General features: G+C 71.3%; 17 protein-coding genes, 1 tRNA gene and 1 other RNA gene. 12 read left to right on the forward strand and 7 right to left on the reverse strand.

The window, feature by feature from the left end; translation table 11 throughout:
* Positions 1-158: 158 nt before the first annotated feature.
* From smpB to HAV40_RS17885, 6 genes are all read left to right on the forward strand, one after another.
* The gene (gene smpB / locus HAV40_RS17860) at positions 159-635 is read left to right on the forward strand and encodes an SsrA-binding protein SmpB (RefSeq protein ID WP_166382698.1); all 477 of its coding nucleotides are present in this window, start codon (positions 159-161) and stop codon (positions 633-635) included.
* A gap of 80 nt (positions 636-715) precedes the next feature.
* Positions 716-1,471 carry a cellulose binding domain-containing protein gene (locus tag HAV40_RS17865; protein ID WP_166382700.1) on the forward strand — a complete coding sequence of 252 codons (756 nt, stop codon included), beginning with the start codon at positions 716-718 and terminating at the stop codon, positions 1,469-1,471.
* 63 nt (positions 1,472-1,534) lie between these two features.
* A complete protein-coding gene (locus HAV40_RS17870) occupies positions 1,535-2,929 on the forward strand; it encodes a cellulose binding domain-containing protein (RefSeq protein WP_166382702.1) in 1,395 nt (464 codons plus the stop codon).
* Between the two features lie 88 nt (positions 2,930-3,017).
* Positions 3,018-4,166, forward strand: coding sequence for an SRPBCC domain-containing protein (locus tag HAV40_RS17875; protein WP_166382704.1), 1,149 nt, complete (start codon positions 3,018-3,020; stop codon positions 4,164-4,166).
* A gap of 86 nt (positions 4,167-4,252) precedes the next feature.
* Positions 4,253-4,628, forward strand: a transfer-messenger RNA (tmRNA) gene (gene ssrA / locus HAV40_RS17880).
* Positions 4,629-4,797: 169 nt separating this feature from the next.
* A complete protein-coding gene (locus HAV40_RS17885; protein ID WP_166382706.1) occupies positions 4,798-5,064 on the forward strand; it encodes a hypothetical protein in 267 nt (88 codons plus the stop codon).
* A 99-nt stretch (positions 5,065-5,163) separates the two neighbouring features.
* On the opposite strand, the gene HAV40_RS17890 is transcribed toward HAV40_RS17885, so the two are convergent.
* On the reverse strand, positions 5,164-5,748 hold the full coding sequence (locus tag HAV40_RS17890; protein ID WP_166382707.1) for a nucleosidase: 585 nt from the start codon (positions 5,746-5,748) through the stop codon (positions 5,164-5,166).
* Positions 5,749-5,897: 149 nt separating this feature from the next.
* On the opposite strand from HAV40_RS17890, the gene HAV40_RS17895 reads away from it, so the two are divergent.
* The 4 genes from HAV40_RS17895 to HAV40_RS17910 all read left to right on the forward strand — a co-directional run bounded on the left by HAV40_RS17895 (position 5,898) and on the right by HAV40_RS17910 (position 7,569).
* Positions 5,898-6,518 (forward strand): YqgE/AlgH family protein, encoded by a 621-nt coding sequence (locus HAV40_RS17895; protein ID WP_166382709.1) that lies wholly within the window; start codon positions 5,898-5,900, stop codon positions 6,516-6,518.
* Between the two features lie 174 nt (positions 6,519-6,692).
* Positions 6,693-6,765 (forward strand) — tRNA-Ala (locus HAV40_RS17900).
* Positions 6,766-6,955: 190 nt separating this feature from the next.
* Positions 6,956-7,174, forward strand: a complete 219-nt coding sequence (locus tag HAV40_RS17905; RefSeq protein WP_166382711.1) for a type II toxin-antitoxin system VapB family antitoxin — start codon at positions 6,956-6,958, stop codon at positions 7,172-7,174.
* A gap of 71 nt (positions 7,175-7,245) precedes the next feature.
* Positions 7,246-7,569, forward strand: a complete 324-nt coding sequence (locus HAV40_RS17910; RefSeq protein WP_203671112.1) for a PIN domain-containing protein — start codon at positions 7,246-7,248, stop codon at positions 7,567-7,569.
* A gap of 127 nt (positions 7,570-7,696) precedes the next feature.
* Here HAV40_RS17910 and HAV40_RS17915 read toward each other — a convergent pair whose 3' ends face one another.
* Both HAV40_RS17915 and HAV40_RS17920 read right to left on the reverse strand, forming a co-directional pair.
* Complete coding sequence (locus tag HAV40_RS17915) at positions 7,697-8,233, reverse strand: hypothetical protein (protein ID WP_166382715.1); 537 nt, start codon at positions 8,231-8,233, stop codon at positions 7,697-7,699.
* Positions 8,234-8,485: 252 nt separating this feature from the next.
* Positions 8,486-10,684: a terpene synthase family protein gene (locus tag HAV40_RS17920; RefSeq protein WP_166382717.1), complete on the reverse strand. Its 2,199-nt coding sequence runs from the start codon at positions 10,682-10,684 to the stop codon at positions 8,486-8,488.
* A gap of 163 nt (positions 10,685-10,847) precedes the next feature.
* On the opposite strand from HAV40_RS17920, the gene HAV40_RS17925 reads away from it, so the two are divergent.
* Positions 10,848-11,576, forward strand: a complete 729-nt coding sequence (locus HAV40_RS17925) for a tyrosine-protein phosphatase (RefSeq protein WP_166382719.1) — start codon at positions 10,848-10,850, stop codon at positions 11,574-11,576.
* Positions 11,577-11,790: 214 nt separating this feature from the next.
* Here HAV40_RS17925 and lysS read toward each other — a convergent pair whose 3' ends face one another.
* Both lysS and HAV40_RS17935 read right to left on the reverse strand, forming a co-directional pair.
* A complete protein-coding gene (lysS, locus tag HAV40_RS17930) occupies positions 11,791-13,521 on the reverse strand; it encodes a lysine--tRNA ligase (RefSeq protein WP_203671114.1) in 1,731 nt (576 codons plus the stop codon).
* A 111-nt stretch (positions 13,522-13,632) separates the two neighbouring features.
* Complete coding sequence (locus HAV40_RS17935) at positions 13,633-14,328, reverse strand: sensor histidine kinase (RefSeq protein ID WP_166382723.1); 696 nt, start codon at positions 14,326-14,328, stop codon at positions 13,633-13,635.
* A 194-nt stretch (positions 14,329-14,522) separates the two neighbouring features.
* Between HAV40_RS17935 and HAV40_RS17940 the strand changes: the two genes are divergently transcribed.
* A complete protein-coding gene (locus HAV40_RS17940; RefSeq protein WP_203671116.1) occupies positions 14,523-15,317 on the forward strand; it encodes an NUDIX domain-containing protein in 795 nt (264 codons plus the stop codon).
* A gap of 5 nt (positions 15,318-15,322) precedes the next feature.
* On the opposite strand, the gene fdhD is transcribed toward HAV40_RS17940, so the two are convergent.
* On the reverse strand, positions 15,323-16,162 hold the full coding sequence (gene fdhD, locus HAV40_RS17945; protein WP_166382727.1) for a formate dehydrogenase accessory sulfurtransferase FdhD: 840 nt from the start codon (positions 16,160-16,162) through the stop codon (positions 15,323-15,325).
* Positions 16,162-18,486: an FdhF/YdeP family oxidoreductase gene (locus HAV40_RS17950; protein WP_166382728.1), complete on the reverse strand. Its 2,325-nt coding sequence runs from the start codon at positions 18,484-18,486 to the stop codon at positions 16,162-16,164. The genes fdhD and HAV40_RS17950 overlap by 1 nt, the downstream gene beginning before the upstream one ends.
* Between the last annotated feature and the right edge of the window lie 48 nt (positions 18,487-18,534).

The following is an 18,534-nucleotide window of genomic DNA, read 5'->3' on the forward strand; positions in this document are numbered from 1 at the left end:
GGCCTCCGGCACTGCCGGAGGCCGCGACTTTTTAAGAGTTGCGACAGGGGTGGAGGGGTGGGCCGGGCCGGTGGGGGTTATCTCGATCGCGGGTGGGGGTTGGTGATCGGTAGCATTGGCGGGTTGCCGTGATCGAGATCGAGGAGAGGAGGGCAGTCATGCCGCGGGAGAAGGGGCGCAAGGTCATCGCGTCGAACCGCAAGGCGTATCACGACTACGCCATCCTCGAGACGTTCGAGGCGGGCATCGCGCTGATGGGCACCGAGGTGAAGTCGCTGCGGGCGGGGCGGGCGTCGCTGGTCGACGCGTTCGGCCAGGAGCGCGACGGGGAGATCTACCTGCACGCGCTGCACATTCCGGAGTACGCCATGGGCACGTGGACCAACCACGCGCCGCGGCGGACCCGCAAGCTGCTGCTCAAGCAGAAGGAGATCATCCACCTGCTCACGAAGACCCGTGAGGGCGGTCTGACGATGATCCCGCTGTCCATGTACTTCAAGGACGGCTGGGCCAAGGTGGAGATCGGGCTCGCGCGCGGTAAGAAGACCTACGACAAGCGCCAGGACATCGCCAAGCGGGACTCCGACCGGGAGATCAGCCGCGAGCTCGGCCGCCGCGCCAAGGGCATGCGCTAGAGCCACCGCGAGGCGGCCACCGGGTCAGAGTCGGATGGCCGATCGCGGAGGCGAGCGCGGTCACGGTAGCCTCGCGGGTCGTGAGCAAGCATCGGCTGCACGAGGACGACGAGACCACCCTGCTGCCCCGTACGGTCGAAGACCCGGCGCAGGAGCCCGCCCCGCGTCCGGCCGAGCCCACGGCGCACGAGGAGCCCGTCCGGCGTCGGGTCGGCCGTCAGCCGCTCGTGATCGGCGTCGCGACGATGTGCCTGCTGGTGTCGGGCGCGGCCGCGTGGGCGCTGGCCAAACCCGCACCCGAGCCGTCGACGGCGCCGCCCACGAGCGGCGCGTCCGCCACGGGGGCCGGGTTCACCGACGGCTTCGGGGTGATGACGCCCAGCGCGGGCACCCTGCCCGAGGTGCCGCCCGCGCGGCCGAGCGCCTCCCCGTCAACCGCGCCGTCGGCGTCCCCGCCCGCCAGCCCCGCCCCGGGCAGCAGCGGGCCCCGGCCGTCGAGCCCGCCCGTCGCCGCGCCGCCGCCCGCTTCCGGCACCGCCACCGCGACGTACGACGTGAACTCCTGGGGCGGCGGTTATGTGATCTCCGTACGGGTGCGCAACACCGGCACCGCCCCGCTGGCCTGGACGGTCCGCATCCAGCTGCCGCAGGGCGCCACCGTCGACGGCGACTGGGAGGCCGACCGGTCCGGTCAGGACGGTGTGTGGACGTTCACCCCCGAACGCGGCGACCTCGCCCCCGGCGCGAGCCTGACCTTCGGTTTCATCGGCCGGCGCGGGCAGGGCGACTTCCCGGTCACCTGCACCGTCAACGGCGTCGCGTGCCAGGCTGACTGAGCACTGGCTTAACTCCGCCCTAAACCCTGCGGCAGGGCGGCCGGACGGCCCTATATTCGGGCCGTGACCGTGCTGCGGCTCGATGTGGAGCTCCCGTACCCGGTGGAGCTGGTGTGGCTGGCGCTGACCGATCGCAGGCTGCTCGGCGAGTGGTTCCTGCAGACCGACCTCGTGCCGGTGCAGGGCGGCGTCTATCGCGCGTACCCGGCCGGTGACCTGCCGGGATTCACGGTGCCGTTCGACATGGACGTCATCGAGGTGGTCGGGCCGACCCGGCTGGCCCTGCGCTGGCGCGGCGAGCAGCTGCACGCCGACGTGGTCTGGGAGCTGTCGACGGTGGCGGAGGGCTGTCGGCTGCGGGTGAGCCAGACCGGTTTTCTCGGCATCGCGGGTCAGGTGCGCCGGGTGGAGCTGCGGCGGGCGTACGCGACGATGTTCGAACAGCGGCTGCCCGCCCTGCTGGCCCGCCAGGAGCTGGCGGCGGCGGCCCCGTCCCGGCGGCGGCGCAGCAGGGACATCTACGACGCCGCCGACATGCCCCGCCGCCCGGCGGCCGCGCCGGTGAGCCGCGCCCGGCAGGCCGCCGGACCGGCACGATCGGCGTCGGGTTCCCGGTCCCGCCCGCCATCTGTGGCGTACCCCGGAGCCTGTCCGCCGCCCACGGCGGTCCTCGGTTCGCCCGTCCGGGACCGTGGCGCGGACGAGCCGGCCGAGCCCGGGTTCGACGCCCATCACCCGGACCCTGCGGACCTGATCGCCGAGGAGCTGGACGCTGCCGGGCCGGACGTCGGGGACGAGGACGATCCGGGACCCGGCGGTCTGCTCGGCCGGGTGTTCCACATGCCGGTGGACCGGCGGCTGCGGTTGCTGTCGGCGGCAGGGGCGATGGTGCTCACGGTGCTGGCGGTCACCGCGGTCGCGACGCTGCTGCTGCGGTCGCCCGACCCTGCGGCGGAGCCGGTCGACGGTGCCCGTGGCCCGTGGTCCGGGGTGCAGGCAGCGGAGTCCGTGACACCCTCGGCGGCGGCTTCGCCGAGCCCGTCCGTCGCACCGAGCCTGTCCGTCGCACCGGGCGCGTCGGCGGCCGTCCCGCCGTCGGCGGCCGCGTCCGCGCCGAGCCGCCCCGGACCCACCGAGGGCGCGGCGGTGACCGTCACCTATCGGACGCTGGAGACCTGGAACGGCGGCTACATCGGAGAGATCGCCATCCGACCGAACGCGGCGCTGGACGGCTGGTCGGCAAAGGTCACCCTCCCCAGGGGAGCCGCGGTGACCAGCGCCTGGGACCGGATCGACTTCCGGCAGGACGGCGACCGGGTCACCTTCACCCCGCAGGCCGTACACCGTGAGCTGCCTGCGGGCGAGGAGTTCACGGTCGCCTTCCAGGTGGGTGATCCCTCCGGCGCGACCCGGCCGGAAAGCTGCGCCGTCGAGGGCGTGAGCTGCGGTAAGAGATAGCACCTCTGTCGGGTGACGGACAGCCGGGTCATGACCTTGGTCGATTTCGGGGATGTCATGGGCGGGGGAGCGACCCTATAGTCGGTCCGTGACCGAGCTGCGACTCGACGTCGATCTCTCCCACCCCCGGGCCAGGGTTTGGCGGGCGCTCACCGAGCAGCGACTGCTGCGCGAGTGGTTCGTGCCCACCGATCTCGCGCCGTCCGCGGGGGAGACCTTCCGTGCCTTCCCGCCGCCGGGCCTGGCCGGGCTGGCGACACCGTTCGATCTGGACGTGGTGGCGGTGGCCGCGCAGGAGCGTCTGGCCATGCACTGGCGGGACGACCACACGCACACCGAGGTCACCTGGTCGCTGGCGGACACCGCGGCCGGTTGCCGGCTGACGGTGCTGCAGACGGGATTCTTCGGCGTCGACGGCACCCAGCGGCGGCGCGAGCTGCGCCGGTCATACCAGTTCATGTTCGGCGACCAGCTGCCCGCGTCCCTGGACCGGCTCGCCTCCGGCGAGGTCGACCTGGGCGGCGTGCGGGCCGACCTGCACACCGCGGCCCCAAGGCGGCGCGAGACGGTCGCCTTCGACCCGGCGCCCCCGCCGCCGCCCGCTGGGGCCTCCAAGCGGCTGCGGCTGCTCTCGCTGGCCGGAGCGGTGGTGCTGGTCGTGCTGATCAGCACCGCGGTGGCCGTCATGATCGGCGGCAACAGCGGCGGCGCGCCCAGCGCCAACACCGAGCCGGTCTACGGGCTGGACTCCGGCGTGCAGCCCGGCGTAGGCGTGACGGACCCGGCGGCGGCTGCCTCGGGCACCCCGCTGCCGGGTGCGCCCGGCGCCTCGCCCCGACCAGGGGTCTCCGGATCGCCGCTCGCCACCCCGCTGCCCGAGGCGACCGCCACGCCGCCCGGCGGCACGCCGCTGACGGCGACCTACCGCACGATCGCGCTGCTCGGGCTCGGCGGTTTCGACACCGAGGTCACGGTGCGCAATCCCGGTGCGACCGCACGGGAGAACTGGACCGTCGTGCTGACCATGCCCGCGGACCGGGCGGTGGAGAACAGGTCCACCTCGGCGGTGAACTTCGTCCAGGACGGCACCAGCATCACGGTGACCCCGGTCGGCGCGGCGCGCACGGTGGCCGCGAACGGATCGGTGACCTTCATCATCCGTTTCCCGGCCCTGCTGGCCCTCGGCCAGAAGGTCACCGCCTGCACGGTGGACGGGATCGCCTGCACGGGGAGTTGACCGATACCGGAATGACTTTGGTCGCCCCGGACGTTACTCTTTACAGGCGCGGTGATCGTCAGCGCGCACGCGCTCTCGCGCGACCAGGGGGTGACAGGTTTCGACATCGTTCGTTGCGGCAGGAGAAGCGAGCCGAGGAAGCCGACGTCGTCTCGATAATCGTCGTCGGAAAACTATAAGCGCCAAGACTAACGTCAAGCGCGACTTCGCTCTCGCCGCCTGAGGCGAGTAGCAAGTCTGTCGGTCCGGGAGTGCCTACGGCCCGTGTACCGGCATCAGTTAGTAGGCTGGCCGATTCAGTCCCGTCGCGGGGCTGCTGAGGCGAGATCAATCGCGACTGGGCCCGTCACACCGTCTTGCTCATGTGATCGGTGGGGCCGAGTAGAGGCATAGTGAGCTGCGCTCGGAGAAGCCCTGTTTATGCGGCGATGGACCCGGGTTCGATTCCCGGCACCTCCACCTGATGTAACGGCCCCGGTCCACCAGGACCGGGGCCGTTCGCCGTATACGCCCTGGTAACTGCCCGAATGACTGGCTGAACGCACGTTCAAACCTGGGCAAAGGTATGGACTTCGGGCCACGCCCGCGTGACCATCGAACGCAAGGACGTTTCGCGGTCCGGGGGTGAGGCATGGCCACCGATTCACTGGACGAGCTGTCGAACGCGGTGCTCGGCCCATCCGGCCGGCTCGGCGAGGTCATCGCGGACGCCCCGCGCCTGACCCACAGCGTGCAGGCCCTGGAGTCGGACCGCCGCGCGCTGCTCGCCGCGGTGACCTCCGCTCCCGCCGACCGGCACACCGAGGAACAGCTCGCACACCGGCTGACCGCCCACCGCCAGCGCACCGCCGACGTCCTGTACCAGGCGTACGGCGTCGACCTCGGCGGAGAGACCTGAGGCATCCCGTTGGTCGCCGTTTAGTGTCAGCACCTCGGGTATGACGACTCCATCGGACACCAGGCAGCGACGATCATCCCCGACCGGCGGCTCGCGGCGTCAGCGCACGGCGTCGGACTGCCACTCGGCCAGCCAGCCCGCGAGCAGCCGGGCGCAGTGGTCGACGGCCTCGGCCCAGCCCGTGACGGCCTCGCCGTCCGCCTCGTCGCTGACCTGCTTGACCATCCGCAGCGGCACGCCGTACGCAGCCGCCGCCGCGGCGACGGCGTAGCCCTCCATGTCGACCAGGTCCGCGTGCTCGGCCAGCGCCGTACGCAGCACCGGGTCGGAGACGAACACGTCCCCGGTGGCCAGCACCGGCCCGGCGCCCGGCAGGTCCAGCGGGCCGCCGAAGGTGTAGCCGGTCACCGCCTGGATCGTCGCGGTGTGGAAGTCGTGCTGTACCACCCGGCTGATCTCGTGCAGGCCGCCCAGGCCGGACCGCAGCGCCCCGGCGGTGCCCAGGTTCACGATCTCGCGCGGCAGCACACCCGCGCCCAGCACCCGCGCCACCGCCAGCGCCGCGCTGACCTTGCCCACACCGGTCAGCAGCACCGGATACGGGGTGTCCAGGTGCGCGGCCTCCTCGGCCAGCGCGACGACGATCAGCGGCCGGTCGGGGGCCACGGTGCCGGTAAGAATCACCCGCGAATTCTAGCGGCGTGTCGAACGGGTCTCATGTACGCGAACGGGTGCAGGTCAGAACGGTCCTTGTCACCGAGTCGGGGAAGTTTGGCGCACAAGCCGTGCCGAGACCCTGACCGTGCCGCCTCCGGACGGATAGGGTGCCATTCATGGCGTCGGGAGAGCCGCACACCACGCGGCACGACAATGCGGGGAAGGGCACGGGGCGGGACGCAGTGGAGTCACTGACCGGGCACCTGCTGGTTGCCATGCCCTCGCTCCGGGATCCCAACTTCGAACGTACGGTCGTCTTCGTTCTGGCCCACGAGGCCGACGGGGCGCTCGGGGTGGTGCTGAACCGGCCCACCGAAGCGCTGGTGGGTGACATCCTGCCCGGCTGGGAGTCGCTGCTGCGCGAGCCCGGGGTGCTGTTCGAGGGCGGGCCGGTCGGCACGGACTCGGCCATCTGCGTGGCACGTGCCCGCGCGGGCGTGGCGGGCTTCGTCGGCTTCAGCCGGGTGATGGGGCAGATCGGCACGGTGGACCTCAGTCGCGATCCGGCCCGCGTCGGCCAGCGGCTGGAGTGCGTGCGCGTCTACCACGGCTATGCCGGGTGGGGCGCCGGGCAGCTGGAGCAGGAGATCGAGGAGAACGCCTGGCTGGTGTTCGAGGCCCTGCCCAGTGACCCGTTCCGCACCCAGCCCGAGGAGCTGTGGCCGCTGGTGCTGCGCCGCCAGGGCGGCATGACGGCCGCGGTGGCCAACTTCCCGCCCGACGTCGCCCTCAACTGACCTGCGCGGGTCTCGGCCGGTCGTGAACCCGAGTTCATGATCGGCTGGTGCGTGCGGTGGCTGCGGCCTCGGTCGACTCGCGGGGATACCCGTTTTTGCGCGGGGGGTGGGGCCGTGTAATATTTCGCAGGTGCCCGGCGGCGGAAACGTCAAACGGGGACTTACCAGGAACAAGGGGCCGTGGCGCAGCTGGTAGCGCACCACACTGGCAGTGTGGGGGTCAGGGGTTCGAGTCCCCTCGGCTCCACCGAAATGCGAAACGCCCAGGTCAACGACCTGGGCGTTTCGCTTTGCCAGGGCAGGCAGCGGGCACTACGCCATGCTGCCGGAGCTCATCGGGGGAAGCGCCGCCGGTGCCGACGGTTCGCTGGCCGAACCCGTGTATGCCCATCGTGATATCTTGGCATCGTTGCGTATATCACCGCAGGAGGCCGACGATGGCTCGAACGGTTATCGATGTAGACGACTCGATGCTGGCCTTTGCCCAACAGCAGCTCGGCACGAAGACAAAGCGCGAGACGATCAATCGCGCGCTGGCGATCGCGGCCGGCACCAGTGCCGACGATCGGGTCCGTGGGCTCGCCTGGCTGCGTGACAACGCCGATCAGATCCTGGACTTCGACGTGCTGGAGGAAGAGGAGCGCGCAGGCCGGTGACCTATCTAGCTGACACCTCCGCCGTGTGGCGGCTGTTGCGGGGCCAGGTGGGAGAGCCGTGGACGACGTACGTGGCGCAGGGTCTGGTCGCGATCACGTCGCCGGTCGAGTCGGAGCTCATGGTCTCGGTCCGCGCCGACCGTGACTACGAACCGTTCTTCGCCGTGCTCAAGCAGACGTTCGCATGGTGTCCGCCGATCGACGATCCCTGGCGTCAGGTGCTTGCCGTGCAGCGCGACCTCATCCGGATCGGACATCATCGCGGTCCTTCTCCCATGGACATCGTCATCGCACTCACGGCTGCCGAGCAGCGGCTGACGTTGCTGCACGCCGACGCGGACTTCGCCTCGGTGGCCAAAGTCCGGCCGGGCCTGGCCATGATCCGGATTGATTGACACCGAGAACCGGGTCGCGTTGTCCGCGACGGACTTCTCGACGTCGGCGCAGGCTTTCCCGTTTCCGGGGATCCGGGTAGGGCCGTGGCGGCGGCAGGGCTGTGGCCGCCACGGCCCCGGTGTGGTGTCAGTGGGTGATGGTCAGGTTCACCCGGGACACGATGCTCTTCACCGCGCCGCGGCCGGCGAGGCAGTTGATGAGGTCGACCCCCGAGCCGACGAACACCTGGTTGACGTTGCTGCCGAGGAACAGTCCGGCGGTGACGGTGCCGTTGAACGTCACGACGAGGTTGGAGCCGGACAGCGAGGCGGTACGCACGGCGCTGACCGTGGTCGTCTGACCGGTGTTCCAGGTGATCGTGAAGTTCACGTTCAGCGTGCCGAGCACCATGGTGCAGTCGTCCATCATGGTGATCGTCTTGGTCTCGAAGCCGGAGACCAGGTTGGGCCAGCGCGGGGCGCGGCAGGGCTTGTAGTTCGTGGTGCGTGACACCACGGTCGGCTGGTACACCAGGGTCAGCGGCGGGCTGAACGTGATGGTGTTGGTGCTGCTCGGCGAGGTGCACTGGACGTCGAGCACTGCGGCGTTCGCCGGTGCGGCGGCGAACAGGGTGCCGCCGAGCACCAGCATTGCGGTGAGCGCGACGCGGACGAGTCGGACCACCAGGGGCCTCCGATCTAGGGGACGGGGGTGTGGTTGCCGATAGTGACGATTCGGCAACCACCGATACACTAAGCGTGGCCATAGATCGATAGACTGTCAGATATCGATAAGATGTGACGGCTTGAAACAATCTATTAACATCGATATATTGGCTGCTTCGGGCGCAGCTCGAGAGCTCGCCGGTGGGGCCGAGCGCACCGTGGCACCGCACCCGGAGCTGATCCGGATGCGGTGCCACGGGTGTGCGTGGAGCTAACGTGGCGCGAGCAGCTCCAGCACCCGCACCGCCGAGGTGCCCAGCCCCGTCGGCAGCGGCAGCAGCGCGGGGGCGTGGGTGGCCAGGCCGGGGCTGCGCATCGACAGGCTGGCGGGGGAGTAGCGCACGCAGTCCTCGTGCCAGCGCAGGATGCCCGACATCCAGTCCTTGAGCTGGTCGGCGTACGCCGTCAGCCGTCGCCGGATCTCGTCGTCCAGGTCCAGCTGGTCGAACATGGCGGGCAGCTCCACCGACACGATGTGCTCGAACTGCCGCATGCGCTCGGTCATCAACCGCGCCACCAGGTCACGCGCGGCGTAACGGTCGCAGCCGAGGAAGCGCTCCAGCACGAACACCAGGTTGTGGATCTCGTCCTCGTACTCGATCTCCTTCTGGTAGGAGAACAGGTCGTTGGTGAAGCACGAGTAGTCCTGCGCGGCGTGCTCCAGTTGCTGGATCACCCGGTTCTCGTAGATCTCGTCGGGCACCGCTCCGGCGTGGGCGAGCCGGCACAGGCTCATCGTCATGTCGGAGCCGAACGTCGCCCGGCGCATCTCCACGTAGTCCACCGGGTCGGGCACCCGGTTCTGGATCTGGTTGGCCAGCTCCCATACCCAGGAGGCGGTCATGTCCTCGACCGACTGCCGGAAGCGCGCCCGCGCGGCCGGGGCCATCGGGCCTGCGGTGCGCTGCCACAGGTCCGCCAGGCCGCGTTCCATGGGGTTCGCCGGTGCCGGGACCGGCTCGCCGTCCAGCGGCATGAACAGCGACAGCCGGGCGTTGGCCGCCTTCGCGCCGAGGAAGTCCCGGCCGCGGCCGAACTGCACCGGGAACAGGTCGTCGCCGTAGGTGCCCCAGGTGAGCCAGTTCGACGAGACCTCCAGCTCCTCCGGGGTCGCGTCGGCGTGGATCATCGCGGCGCAGTGCGGGAAGTCGAACCCTTCGAGGGCCTGCTCGTCCCACAGCCCGTGTACGCCGGTGCCCGGCACGGGGTCGAGCATGCCCATCTCGCGGCCCCACTGCACGGTCTGCCGCCGGGCCCGGTTCAGGTGCGGGCTGGTCCGTGGCTGGTAGGGCATGTGCAGCGGGGGGATCGGCAGGTGGCCCGGTTGCCGCCCGAGCGGCAGGTGGGCGTACTGCCCGAACAGCGTCGGCAGCCCCGGGGCCAGTACCGCGGCAGGACCCTCGGCCCGTGGCGTGATCTTCGTGTACCGGCTGGACCGGGCGTGCCACTCGTGCCCGCCCGACTGCCAATCCTGCAGCCCCTTGGCGTACAGCGCCACCGCCAGCTGCTCCGGCGGGGTGACCCCGTGCTCGGCGTACAGCACCGGCAGCTCGGTCAGCGCGGTGTGCTCGAACTGGTGCAGGCGCGAGGTCAGCAGCTCGCCGACCAGGTCACCGGCCCGCTGGGTGGGCACGTCGAGGAACTTCTCCAGCACCAGCACCGCGTTGGAGTTCTCGCCCTCCTCGGCGACCTCCCGCTGGTACGAGAACAGGTCGTTGCGCAGGTGCACCGCGTCGGCGAAGGTGTCGCGCAGCACCTGCAGCGGGCGCAGCCCGGCCAGCCGGTCGGGCACCTCGGCCCCGCAGGCGTACTCGACGAGGTTCGCCGACCAGGGCGCGCCGCCGACCCGCCGCCGCATCTCGATGTACTCGATCGGGTTGGCGATGCGGTGCCGGTTGATGTTGTCCAGCTCCCACATCGACTCGACCATGAGGTTGTGCGTGCTGGCCACGAAGCGCCGCCGCCACCCGTCGGACATGTGCGGGATGGTGCGCGCCCACAGGTCGGCCAGGCCCGCCTCGGCCGGGTTGCGCGGCTCCGGCGGGGTCTGGCCGGGCTCGGTCATGAACAGTTCCAGCCGGTCCAGGTACTCCTGCGCCCCGACGAGGTCGCGGTCGTACTTGAAGGACTCCAGGAAGTGGTCGTCGAAGAAGAACACCCACACGTACCAGTCGGTGACCAGGTCCAGCGCCGTGGAGTCACAGTCGGGATGGGTGTACGCGCACATCAGCGCGTAGTCGTGCTTGTTCAGCTTCTCCAGGTCCCACACCGGTTCGCCGGACGGGCCGGGGGCGTCGAGCATGCCCATCTGCTGGGCCCAGGCGTTCGAGTGGTCCCGGGCGTGCTGCTCGTGCGGGTTCAGCCGCGCCGGGTGGGGGAGGTAGAAGTCGGGCAGGACGAACGCTTGCATCACCGTCTCCTGACGTTTTCCTGGCGATGACGTGCAGGTGTTGCCGCGGCTGTCACGACTCTATAGGGATACGTCCGGTTTGAGTAGATGGTGAAAAAGGCCTGTTCTAGCCGTAAGATCCGGGCCGGACGGGACGGGTCCGCGGCCCGTAGGGTGATCCGACGTGAGTAGACACATCGCGTTCACGCGGCTGCGCAACTTCCGGGACCTGGGCGGCTACGCGGGATTCGAGGGCAGGACCGTGCGCTGGGGGCGGCTCTACCGCGCCGACGCGCTGTCCAAGATGGATGACGGGGACTGGGCGCGGTTTCTGGAACTGGGCGTCAAGACCGTGATCGACCTGCGGTATCCGTTCGAGATCGCCAAGCGGGGCCGGGTGCGCGAGCACGACGGGCTGGCGTACCACAACCTCAGCGTCGAGCATCGGCCGTACCGGCAGGCGGAGCTGGGACCGGAGGTGGCTGTCGGGCCGTTCCTGGCGGGCAAGTACGTCGAGGTCGCGCAGGACGGGGTGGTGGAGCTGCGGCAGGCGCTCGACGTGATCGTAGCCGAGGACAGCGGTCCGCTGGTGTTCCACTGCGCATCCGGCAAGGACCGCACCGGCCTGCTCGCGGCCCTGGTGCTGACCCTGCTCGACGTGCCCGACGAGGTCGTCGTCGAGGACTTCGCGCTCACCGAACTGGCCACGGCGGGCCTGGTCGCCGACATCACCGCCCTGATGGGCGTCCCGCCGGTCTGGCCCGGCTACGGCCGCGCTCCCGCCGAGGTGATGACGCTGTTCCTGGCCTGGGCCGCGGAGCACCACGGCTCCCTGCGCGGCTACGCCGAGACCCAGCTGGGCATCGACGACGCCTACATCACCCGCCTCCGCGCCACCCTCCTCGAACCCTGACCCACCCGCCCACCCGGACCGGCCCCACCCGTCCGGCTCCCACGCGGCCCGCCTTTTATCGACGCTGGCCTATCACATCGAATTTTCGGCCTTCAAATTCGACGTGATAGGCCAGCGTCTATGCGGTCGGGGCGGGCGGGGCGGGGCGGGGTGAGTCGGGCGGGGTGGGTGGGTCAGGGCCGGACTGGCGAACCGTGGTGTGTGGTGGGCTCGGTCAGGGGGTGAGCAGGGTGCGGACCTGGTCGGGGCCGACGGCCAGGAGGAGGGTGGGCAGGCGCGGGCCGGTGTCGCGGCCTACCAGCAGGTGGTAGAGCAGGGCGAAGAACTCGCGCTGGGCGACCTTGAGCTCGGGCGTCGGCTTGACGTCCATGGGCAGGCCGAGGCGGGTCTTGGGGACGCCGTAGACCAGGGTGGTCAGGCCCTCCAGGGACCAGTGGCCGTCCAGGCCCGCCAGCAGCAGGCGCAGGGACTCGCGCTGGTCGTCGTCGAGCTTGGCCAGCAGGGCGGCGTCGGGCTCGGGCAGGACGCGGGTGCGCTGGTCGGCGGGGACCTGGGTGGTGATCCAGTGCTGGGCGCGGTCCAGGCGCGGGCGGGTCTCGTCGAGCGAGGTCACCGGGTCGGCCGGGTCCAGGTCGCGCAGGATGCGCAGGGTCTGCTCCGGGTCGCCGGTGGTGATGTCGACGATCGAGGCCAGGGTGCGGTACGGCAGCGGGTGCGGGGTCGTCGGCAGCGGGCCTGCGGCGGTGCCGACGGCACGGCTGTACGCCGCCGTGTCGGCCGCGTTCGCGGTGCCCTCGGCGACCTTGCGGCCCAGCGTGTCCCACTCGTCGTAGAGGCGCTGGATCTCCTGGTCGAACGCGATCTTGAACGCCTGGTTCGGGCGGCGGCGCGCGTAGAGCCAGCGCAGCAGCGGCGGCTCCATGATCTGCAGCGCGTCGGCCGGGGTCGGCACGCTGCCCCGCGAGCTGCTCATCTTCGCCATGCCGGAGATGCCGACGAAGGCGTACATCGGGCCGATCGGCTGCTGTCCGCCGAAGACCTCGCCGACGATCTGGCCGCCGACCTGGAACGACGAGCCGGGGGAGGAGTGGTCCACGCCCGAGGGCTCGAACACCACGCCCTCGTACGCCCAGCGCATCGGCCAGTCGACCTTCCACACCAGCTTGCCGCTGCGGTGCTCGGACAGCAGCACCGTGTCGCCGTGGCCGCACTGGCAGGTGTAGGTCAGCTCGGTCGTCGCGTCGTCGTACGCCGTCACCGTGGTCAGGTCACGGTCGCAGACCGCGCAGTACGGCTTGTACGGGAAGTAGCCCGCCGCGCCCGTGCCGTCGTCCTCGGCGGCCGCGCCGGAGCCCTCCGCCGCCTCCTGCGCTGCGGCGGCCTCGTCCTCGTCGAGCTTGCCCTGCTGCGCGCCGCCCGCGCCGGTCCGGCCCTTGGTGCGGTAACGGTCCAGCACCGCGTCGATCGTGCCGCGTTCGCGCATGGCGTGCAGGATCTGCTCCTGGTACGCCCCCGAGGTGTACATCTCGGTCTGGCTGATGCCGCGGTACTCCACGCCCAGCTGGGCCAGCGACGCGATCATCGAGGCCTTGAAGTGCTCCGCCCAGTTCGGGTACGCGCTGCCGACCGGGGCGGGCACCGAGGTCAGCGCCTTGCCGATGTGCTCGGCCCAGGACGGGTCGACGCCGTCGACCGTGGGCACCTTGCGGAACCGGTCGTAGTCGTCCCAGCTGATGATGTGCTCGACGGCGTGCCCGCGGCGGCGGATCTCGTCGGCGACCAGGTGCGGGGTCATCACCTCGCGCAGGTTGCCCAGGTGGATCGGGCCGGACGGGCTCAGGCCGGACGCGCAGACGATCGGTTTGCCCGGAGCACGGCGCTCCGCCTCGGCGATGACCTCGTCAGCGAAGCGGGAGACCCAGTCGGCCTCCGGGTTTGCGGCCACGATCGGCACGTCCTTCCAAGAGAAGCGAGATGATCCCCATTCTCCCGGATCGGTCGAGCGCGTTTCACGACGCCCCTACCCACCCCACCCGCGCGGGCGCGCGGGGCGGGGTCAGTTCACGAGGGCGTGGGCGGGCAGGACGACCGAGGCGGCGATGCCGCGGGTGCCCGCGGGCTCCAGCTCGACGCGCATCTCGTGGCGCTGGGCGAGGCGGCTGACCACCTCGATGCCCATCTGGCGGCACGTCGCGGCGGTCACCGGGCTCGGGTGGGCCAGCCGGTGGTTCAGCTCGCGCAGGCGCTCCGTGCCGATGCCGATGCCGCGGTCCTCGATCAGCAGCACCGCCCGGTCGGCCACCCGGCGCGCCTCCACCAGCACCGTGCTGTCCGGCGGGGAGAACGCGGCCGCGTTGTCGAACAGCTCAGCCAGCAGGTGCACCAGGTCGTTCACGGCCGGGGCGACGACCACCAGGCTCTCGTCGATCACGCCGAACTCGATCCGGCGGAAGTCCTCGACCTCGGACCGGGCCCCGTGCAGCACGTCGACCAGCGAGACCGGCTCCCGCCGGATCCTGGCGGACTCGCCCCCGGCCAGCACCAGCAGGCTCTCGTCGTTGCGCCGCATGCGGATGGCGAGGAAGTCGAGCTCGAAGACGTCCTTCATGCGGTCGGCGTCGGGGTCGACCTGCTCCATCCGGTCCAGGCAGCTGATCAGCCGGTCCACCATCGCCTGCGAGCGCCGCGAGAGGTGGAACAGCATGTTGGTGGTCTCGATCTCCCCTGCGGAGGGGTCGGACGCGCCAGCCATGACGACCACCTCCTCTCCCCCGGGGTTACGGGAATCACATATATCAGCACGGCGCGTGCTTGGCGAGACTCAATCACGTTTCTCACGGCTGTCGAAAGCCGGACCCGGCATGCGGCGGAATCGGCCTTCCGGTCGACAGCGACGTCACGGGCGACGAGGCTGGTGACATGGTTGCCGTGCCGGACCGTCAGCGTGTGCGTGCCGTGCTGCTCGACGGCGACGACATGATCCTGTTCGAGCGGACCCGGCCCGGCGTGCCGCGCTACTGGGCCACCCCCGGCGGCGGCGTGGACAGGCAGGACGCGAACCTGCTGGCGGCGCTGTACCGGGAGCTCGACGAGGAGCTGCGCGCGGTGGTCACCCCGGCGGTGCCGCTGACCTTCGTCGACGCGCAGCGCGAGGACGGCCGCTGGCAGCGCCAGCACCTGTACGCGTGCCGCCTGGTCGCGATGGACGTCGCGGGGCGCTACGGCGCGGAGTTCGCCGACCCGGCGAAGGGCACGTACGACGTGGTGCGGGTGCCGTTCACGGCGGAGGCTATCGGCGACCTGAACATGCAGCCCGAGGGGGTCGGGGCTTACCTGAGGTCGGCGGTCGACCAGGTGTGGCAGGCCGCCCAGGACGGCCGGGCCAGTTACAGCGTCTCGTTCGCGTCGGGCACGTCGGCACCGGCGCTGCGGGAGGCGCTGCACACGGCGTACGGGCTGGACCCGGCCGACGTCTTCATCGGCCCCGCCGAGGACCTGGCGGACGCCGCCGACGTACGCGCCACGGTCTGGATCGACCCCGACGCCGGTGACCCCGCGTACGGCTGCGAGCTCAGTGCGGGCGACTGGCTGGCCCGCGCGACCGGGGTCAGCGAACTCGAACTCGCCACCCGCCTGTGCCGCCTGGCGGCCACCACCGCGCGGGTCGCCGACGGACCACTGCACGGCTGGCTGGTCGCCGCCGACGGCGACTACCGCCGCTCCCACGCGCTGCGCCCGTAGCGGTGTCAGGCGGTGATGCGCTGCGGGCCCGCGTACACGTTCATGGTCTGGCCGCGCAGGAAGCCGACCAGGGTCATGCCCGCCTCGGCGGCGAGGTCGACGGCCAGCGTGCTCGGCGCGGACACCGCCGCCAGCACGCTGATGCCCGCCATCCAGGCCTTCTGGGTCAGCTCGAAGCTGGCCCGGCCGGAGACCAGCAGCACGTGCCCGGCCAGCGGCAGCCGCCCGGCCTGCAACTGAGCACCGATGACCTTGTCGACGGCGTTGTGCCGCCCGACGTCCTCCCGGATCGCGACCAGCTCGCCGGCTGCCGTGAACAGGCCCGCCGCGTGCAGCCCGCCGGTGCGCTCGAAGGTGCGCTGGGCGGCCCGCAGCCGGTCGGGAAGCGCGCTCAGCACGTGCGCGTCGACGGTGACCGGGTCGGCCGCGACGTCGTGCGGGGAGCGGGTGCGGATGGCGTCGATGCTGGCCTTGCCGCATACGCCGCAGGAGGAGGTGGTGTAGAAGTTGCGCTCCGTTCCGGCGGCGGGCGGCGGCACGTGGTCGGCGAGCACGACGTCGACGACGTTGTAGCTGTTCGCCGTGTCGGCGCCGTCGCAGAGCTGCGCGGTGAGCACGTCGCCGGGCCCGGTGACGACGCCTTCGGTGAGCAGGAAGCCGAGGGCGAGGTCGAGCTCGTCGCCGGGGGTGCGCATGGTGACCGCGAGCGGCGGGCGCGGGCCGCGCCGGTGGCCGACCCGGATCTCCAGCGGCTCCTCGGCGGCCAGGGTGTCCTGGCGGCGTACGGGGCCGGGCCCGCCGAGGTCGATGCGGGTCACCTGCCTGCGGTCGCTGGCGCGGCCCATCAGGCGGGCTGCAGCCGGACGATGATCTGCTTCGAGGTCGGCGTGTTCGACCCGGTCGCCGTGGAGTCCAGCGGCACCAGCACGTTCGCCTCGGGGAAGTAGGCGGCGGCGCAGCCGCGCACCGTCGGGTACGCGATCACGCGGAACGCCGGTGCGCGGCGCTCGCCGTCGGCCCACTCGGAGATCAGGTCGACGATGGCCCCGTCGGCGATGCCGAGTTCGGTCAGGTCGTCGGGGTTGACGAAGACCACCCGGCGGCCCGCCTTGACGCCCCGGTAACGGTCGTCGAGGCCGTAGATCGTGGTGTTGTACTGGTCGTGGCTGCGCAGCGTCTGCAGCAGCAGGCGGCCCGGGGGCACGGTCAGCACGTCCAGCGGGCTGACGGTGAACCGCGCCCTGCCGTCCGGGGTGGGGAAGCTGCGGCTGTCGCGGGGCGGGTGCGGCAGCGTGAACCCGGCCTTGGTGCGCACCTTCGCCTCGAAGTCGCCGAAGCCGGGCACGGTCTGCTCGATCAGCGCCCGGATCGTCCGGTAGTCCTGCGGGTACGACTCCCACGGGATGGTCGAGTCCGGCAGCACCGCGCGGGCCAGCCCGGCCACGATGGCGACCTCGGAGCGCAGCAGCGGCGACGCCGGGTCGAGGCGGCCCTGCGAGGCGTGCACGTTCGACATCGAGTCCTCGACGGTGACGAACTGGTCCCCGGCGGCCTGGGTGTCCCGCTCGGTGCGGCCCAGGCAGGGCAGGATCAGCACCGTCTGCTCGTCGGCGGTGACCACGTGCGAGCGGTTGAGCTTGGTCGACACGTGTGCGGTGAGCGTGCAGCGGCGCAGCGCGGCCTCGGTGACGTCGGTGTCCGGGCTGGCCGCGGCGAAGTTGCCGCCGACCGCGACGAACACCTTGGCGTGGCCGTCGCGCATGGCCCGGATCGCCTCGACGGTGTCGTGCCCGCGCCTGGTCGGCATGGTCAGGCCGAGCCGGTCGCCGAGCCCGCCGAGCCAGGTCGGCGGCTCGTGCCAGATGCCCATGGTCCGGTCGCCCTGCACGTTGGAGTGCCCGCGCACCGGGCACAGCCCCGCGCCGGGTTTGCCGATCATGCCGCGCAGCAGCTGCACGTTGACGACTTCCTGGATGGTCGCGACCGCGTCGCGCCCCTGGGTGAGGCCCATGGCCCAGCAGACCACGGTCGCCTGCGACGCGGCGAACAAACGCGCGGCCTGCTCGATCTCGTCGTCGCCCAGGCCGGTCGCGCGGGCCACCAGGTCCGCGTCCACCTCGCGCACGGCCGCGGCATAACCCTCGAATCCCGAGGTGTACGCCGTGACGAACGCCTCGTCGACGGCTCCCCACGCGACCAGCTTCGCGCCGATCGCCTGGAACAGGGCCAGGTCGCCGCCGACCCGGACCGGCAGGTGCAGGTCGGCCAGTGCGGTCCCGGAGCCGACGAGGCCGCCGACCTTCTGCGGGTTCTTGAAGCGCATCAGCCCGGCCTCGGGCAGCGGGTTGATCGAGATGATCTTCGCGCCGCGCTGCTTGGCCTTCTCCAGCGCGGTCAGCATGCGCGGGTGGTTGGTGCCCGGGTTCTGGCCGACCACCACGATCAGCTTCGCCTCGTGGATGTCGTCGAGGGTGACCGAGCCCTTGCCCATGCCGATCGTCGCGCCCAGCGCCACGCCCGACGACTCGTGGCACATGTTGCTGCAGTCGGGCAGATTGTTCGTCCCGTACGCCCGCGCGAACAGCTGGTACAGGAACGCGGCCTCGTTCGAGGTGCGGCCGGACGTGTAGAAGAGGGCCTGGTCCGGTTCGATCGCCTTGAGGTGCTCGGCGGCCAGCGCGAACGCCTGCTCCCAGCCCAGCGGCCGGAAGTGCGTCCCGCCCGGGTGCTTGACCATCGGGGTGGTCAGCCTGCCCTGCTGGCCCAGCCAGTAGTCGCTGCGTCCGGCGAGTTCGGCCACGGAGTGCTCGGCGAAGAACTCGGGCGTGATCCGGCGCAGGGTCGCCTCCTCGGCTACCGCCTTGGCCCCGTTCTCGCAGAACTCGAAGCGCGAGCGCTGGGGAGCGGAGCGAGGCGAGCTGAGCGCTTCCGGGTGCGCTGCGTGCGGGCGGTGCTCCGGCGCGGGCTCGGGCCAGGCGCAGCCGGGGCAGTCGAAGCCACCGGCCTGGTTCACCTTCAGCAGGGTGAGCGCGGTGCGGCGTACGCCCATCTGGTTCACCGCGGCCGCCAGGCCGTGCCCCACCCCCGGCAGACCCGCCGCGGCGGCCTTGGGGCCGCGCACAGTGAGATTCCGGTCACCGACGTCGTCGTGTGGGGGCTTCTTCGCCATACCTCAAACGATCTCACGTTCGCGGCGCGTCGCCGAGTGCGGCGCAGG

This window comes from Catellatospora methionotrophica (assembly GCF_011297335.1).
GTDB classification, from domain to species: domain Bacteria; phylum Actinomycetota; class Actinomycetes; order Mycobacteriales; family Micromonosporaceae; genus Catellatospora; species Catellatospora methionotrophica.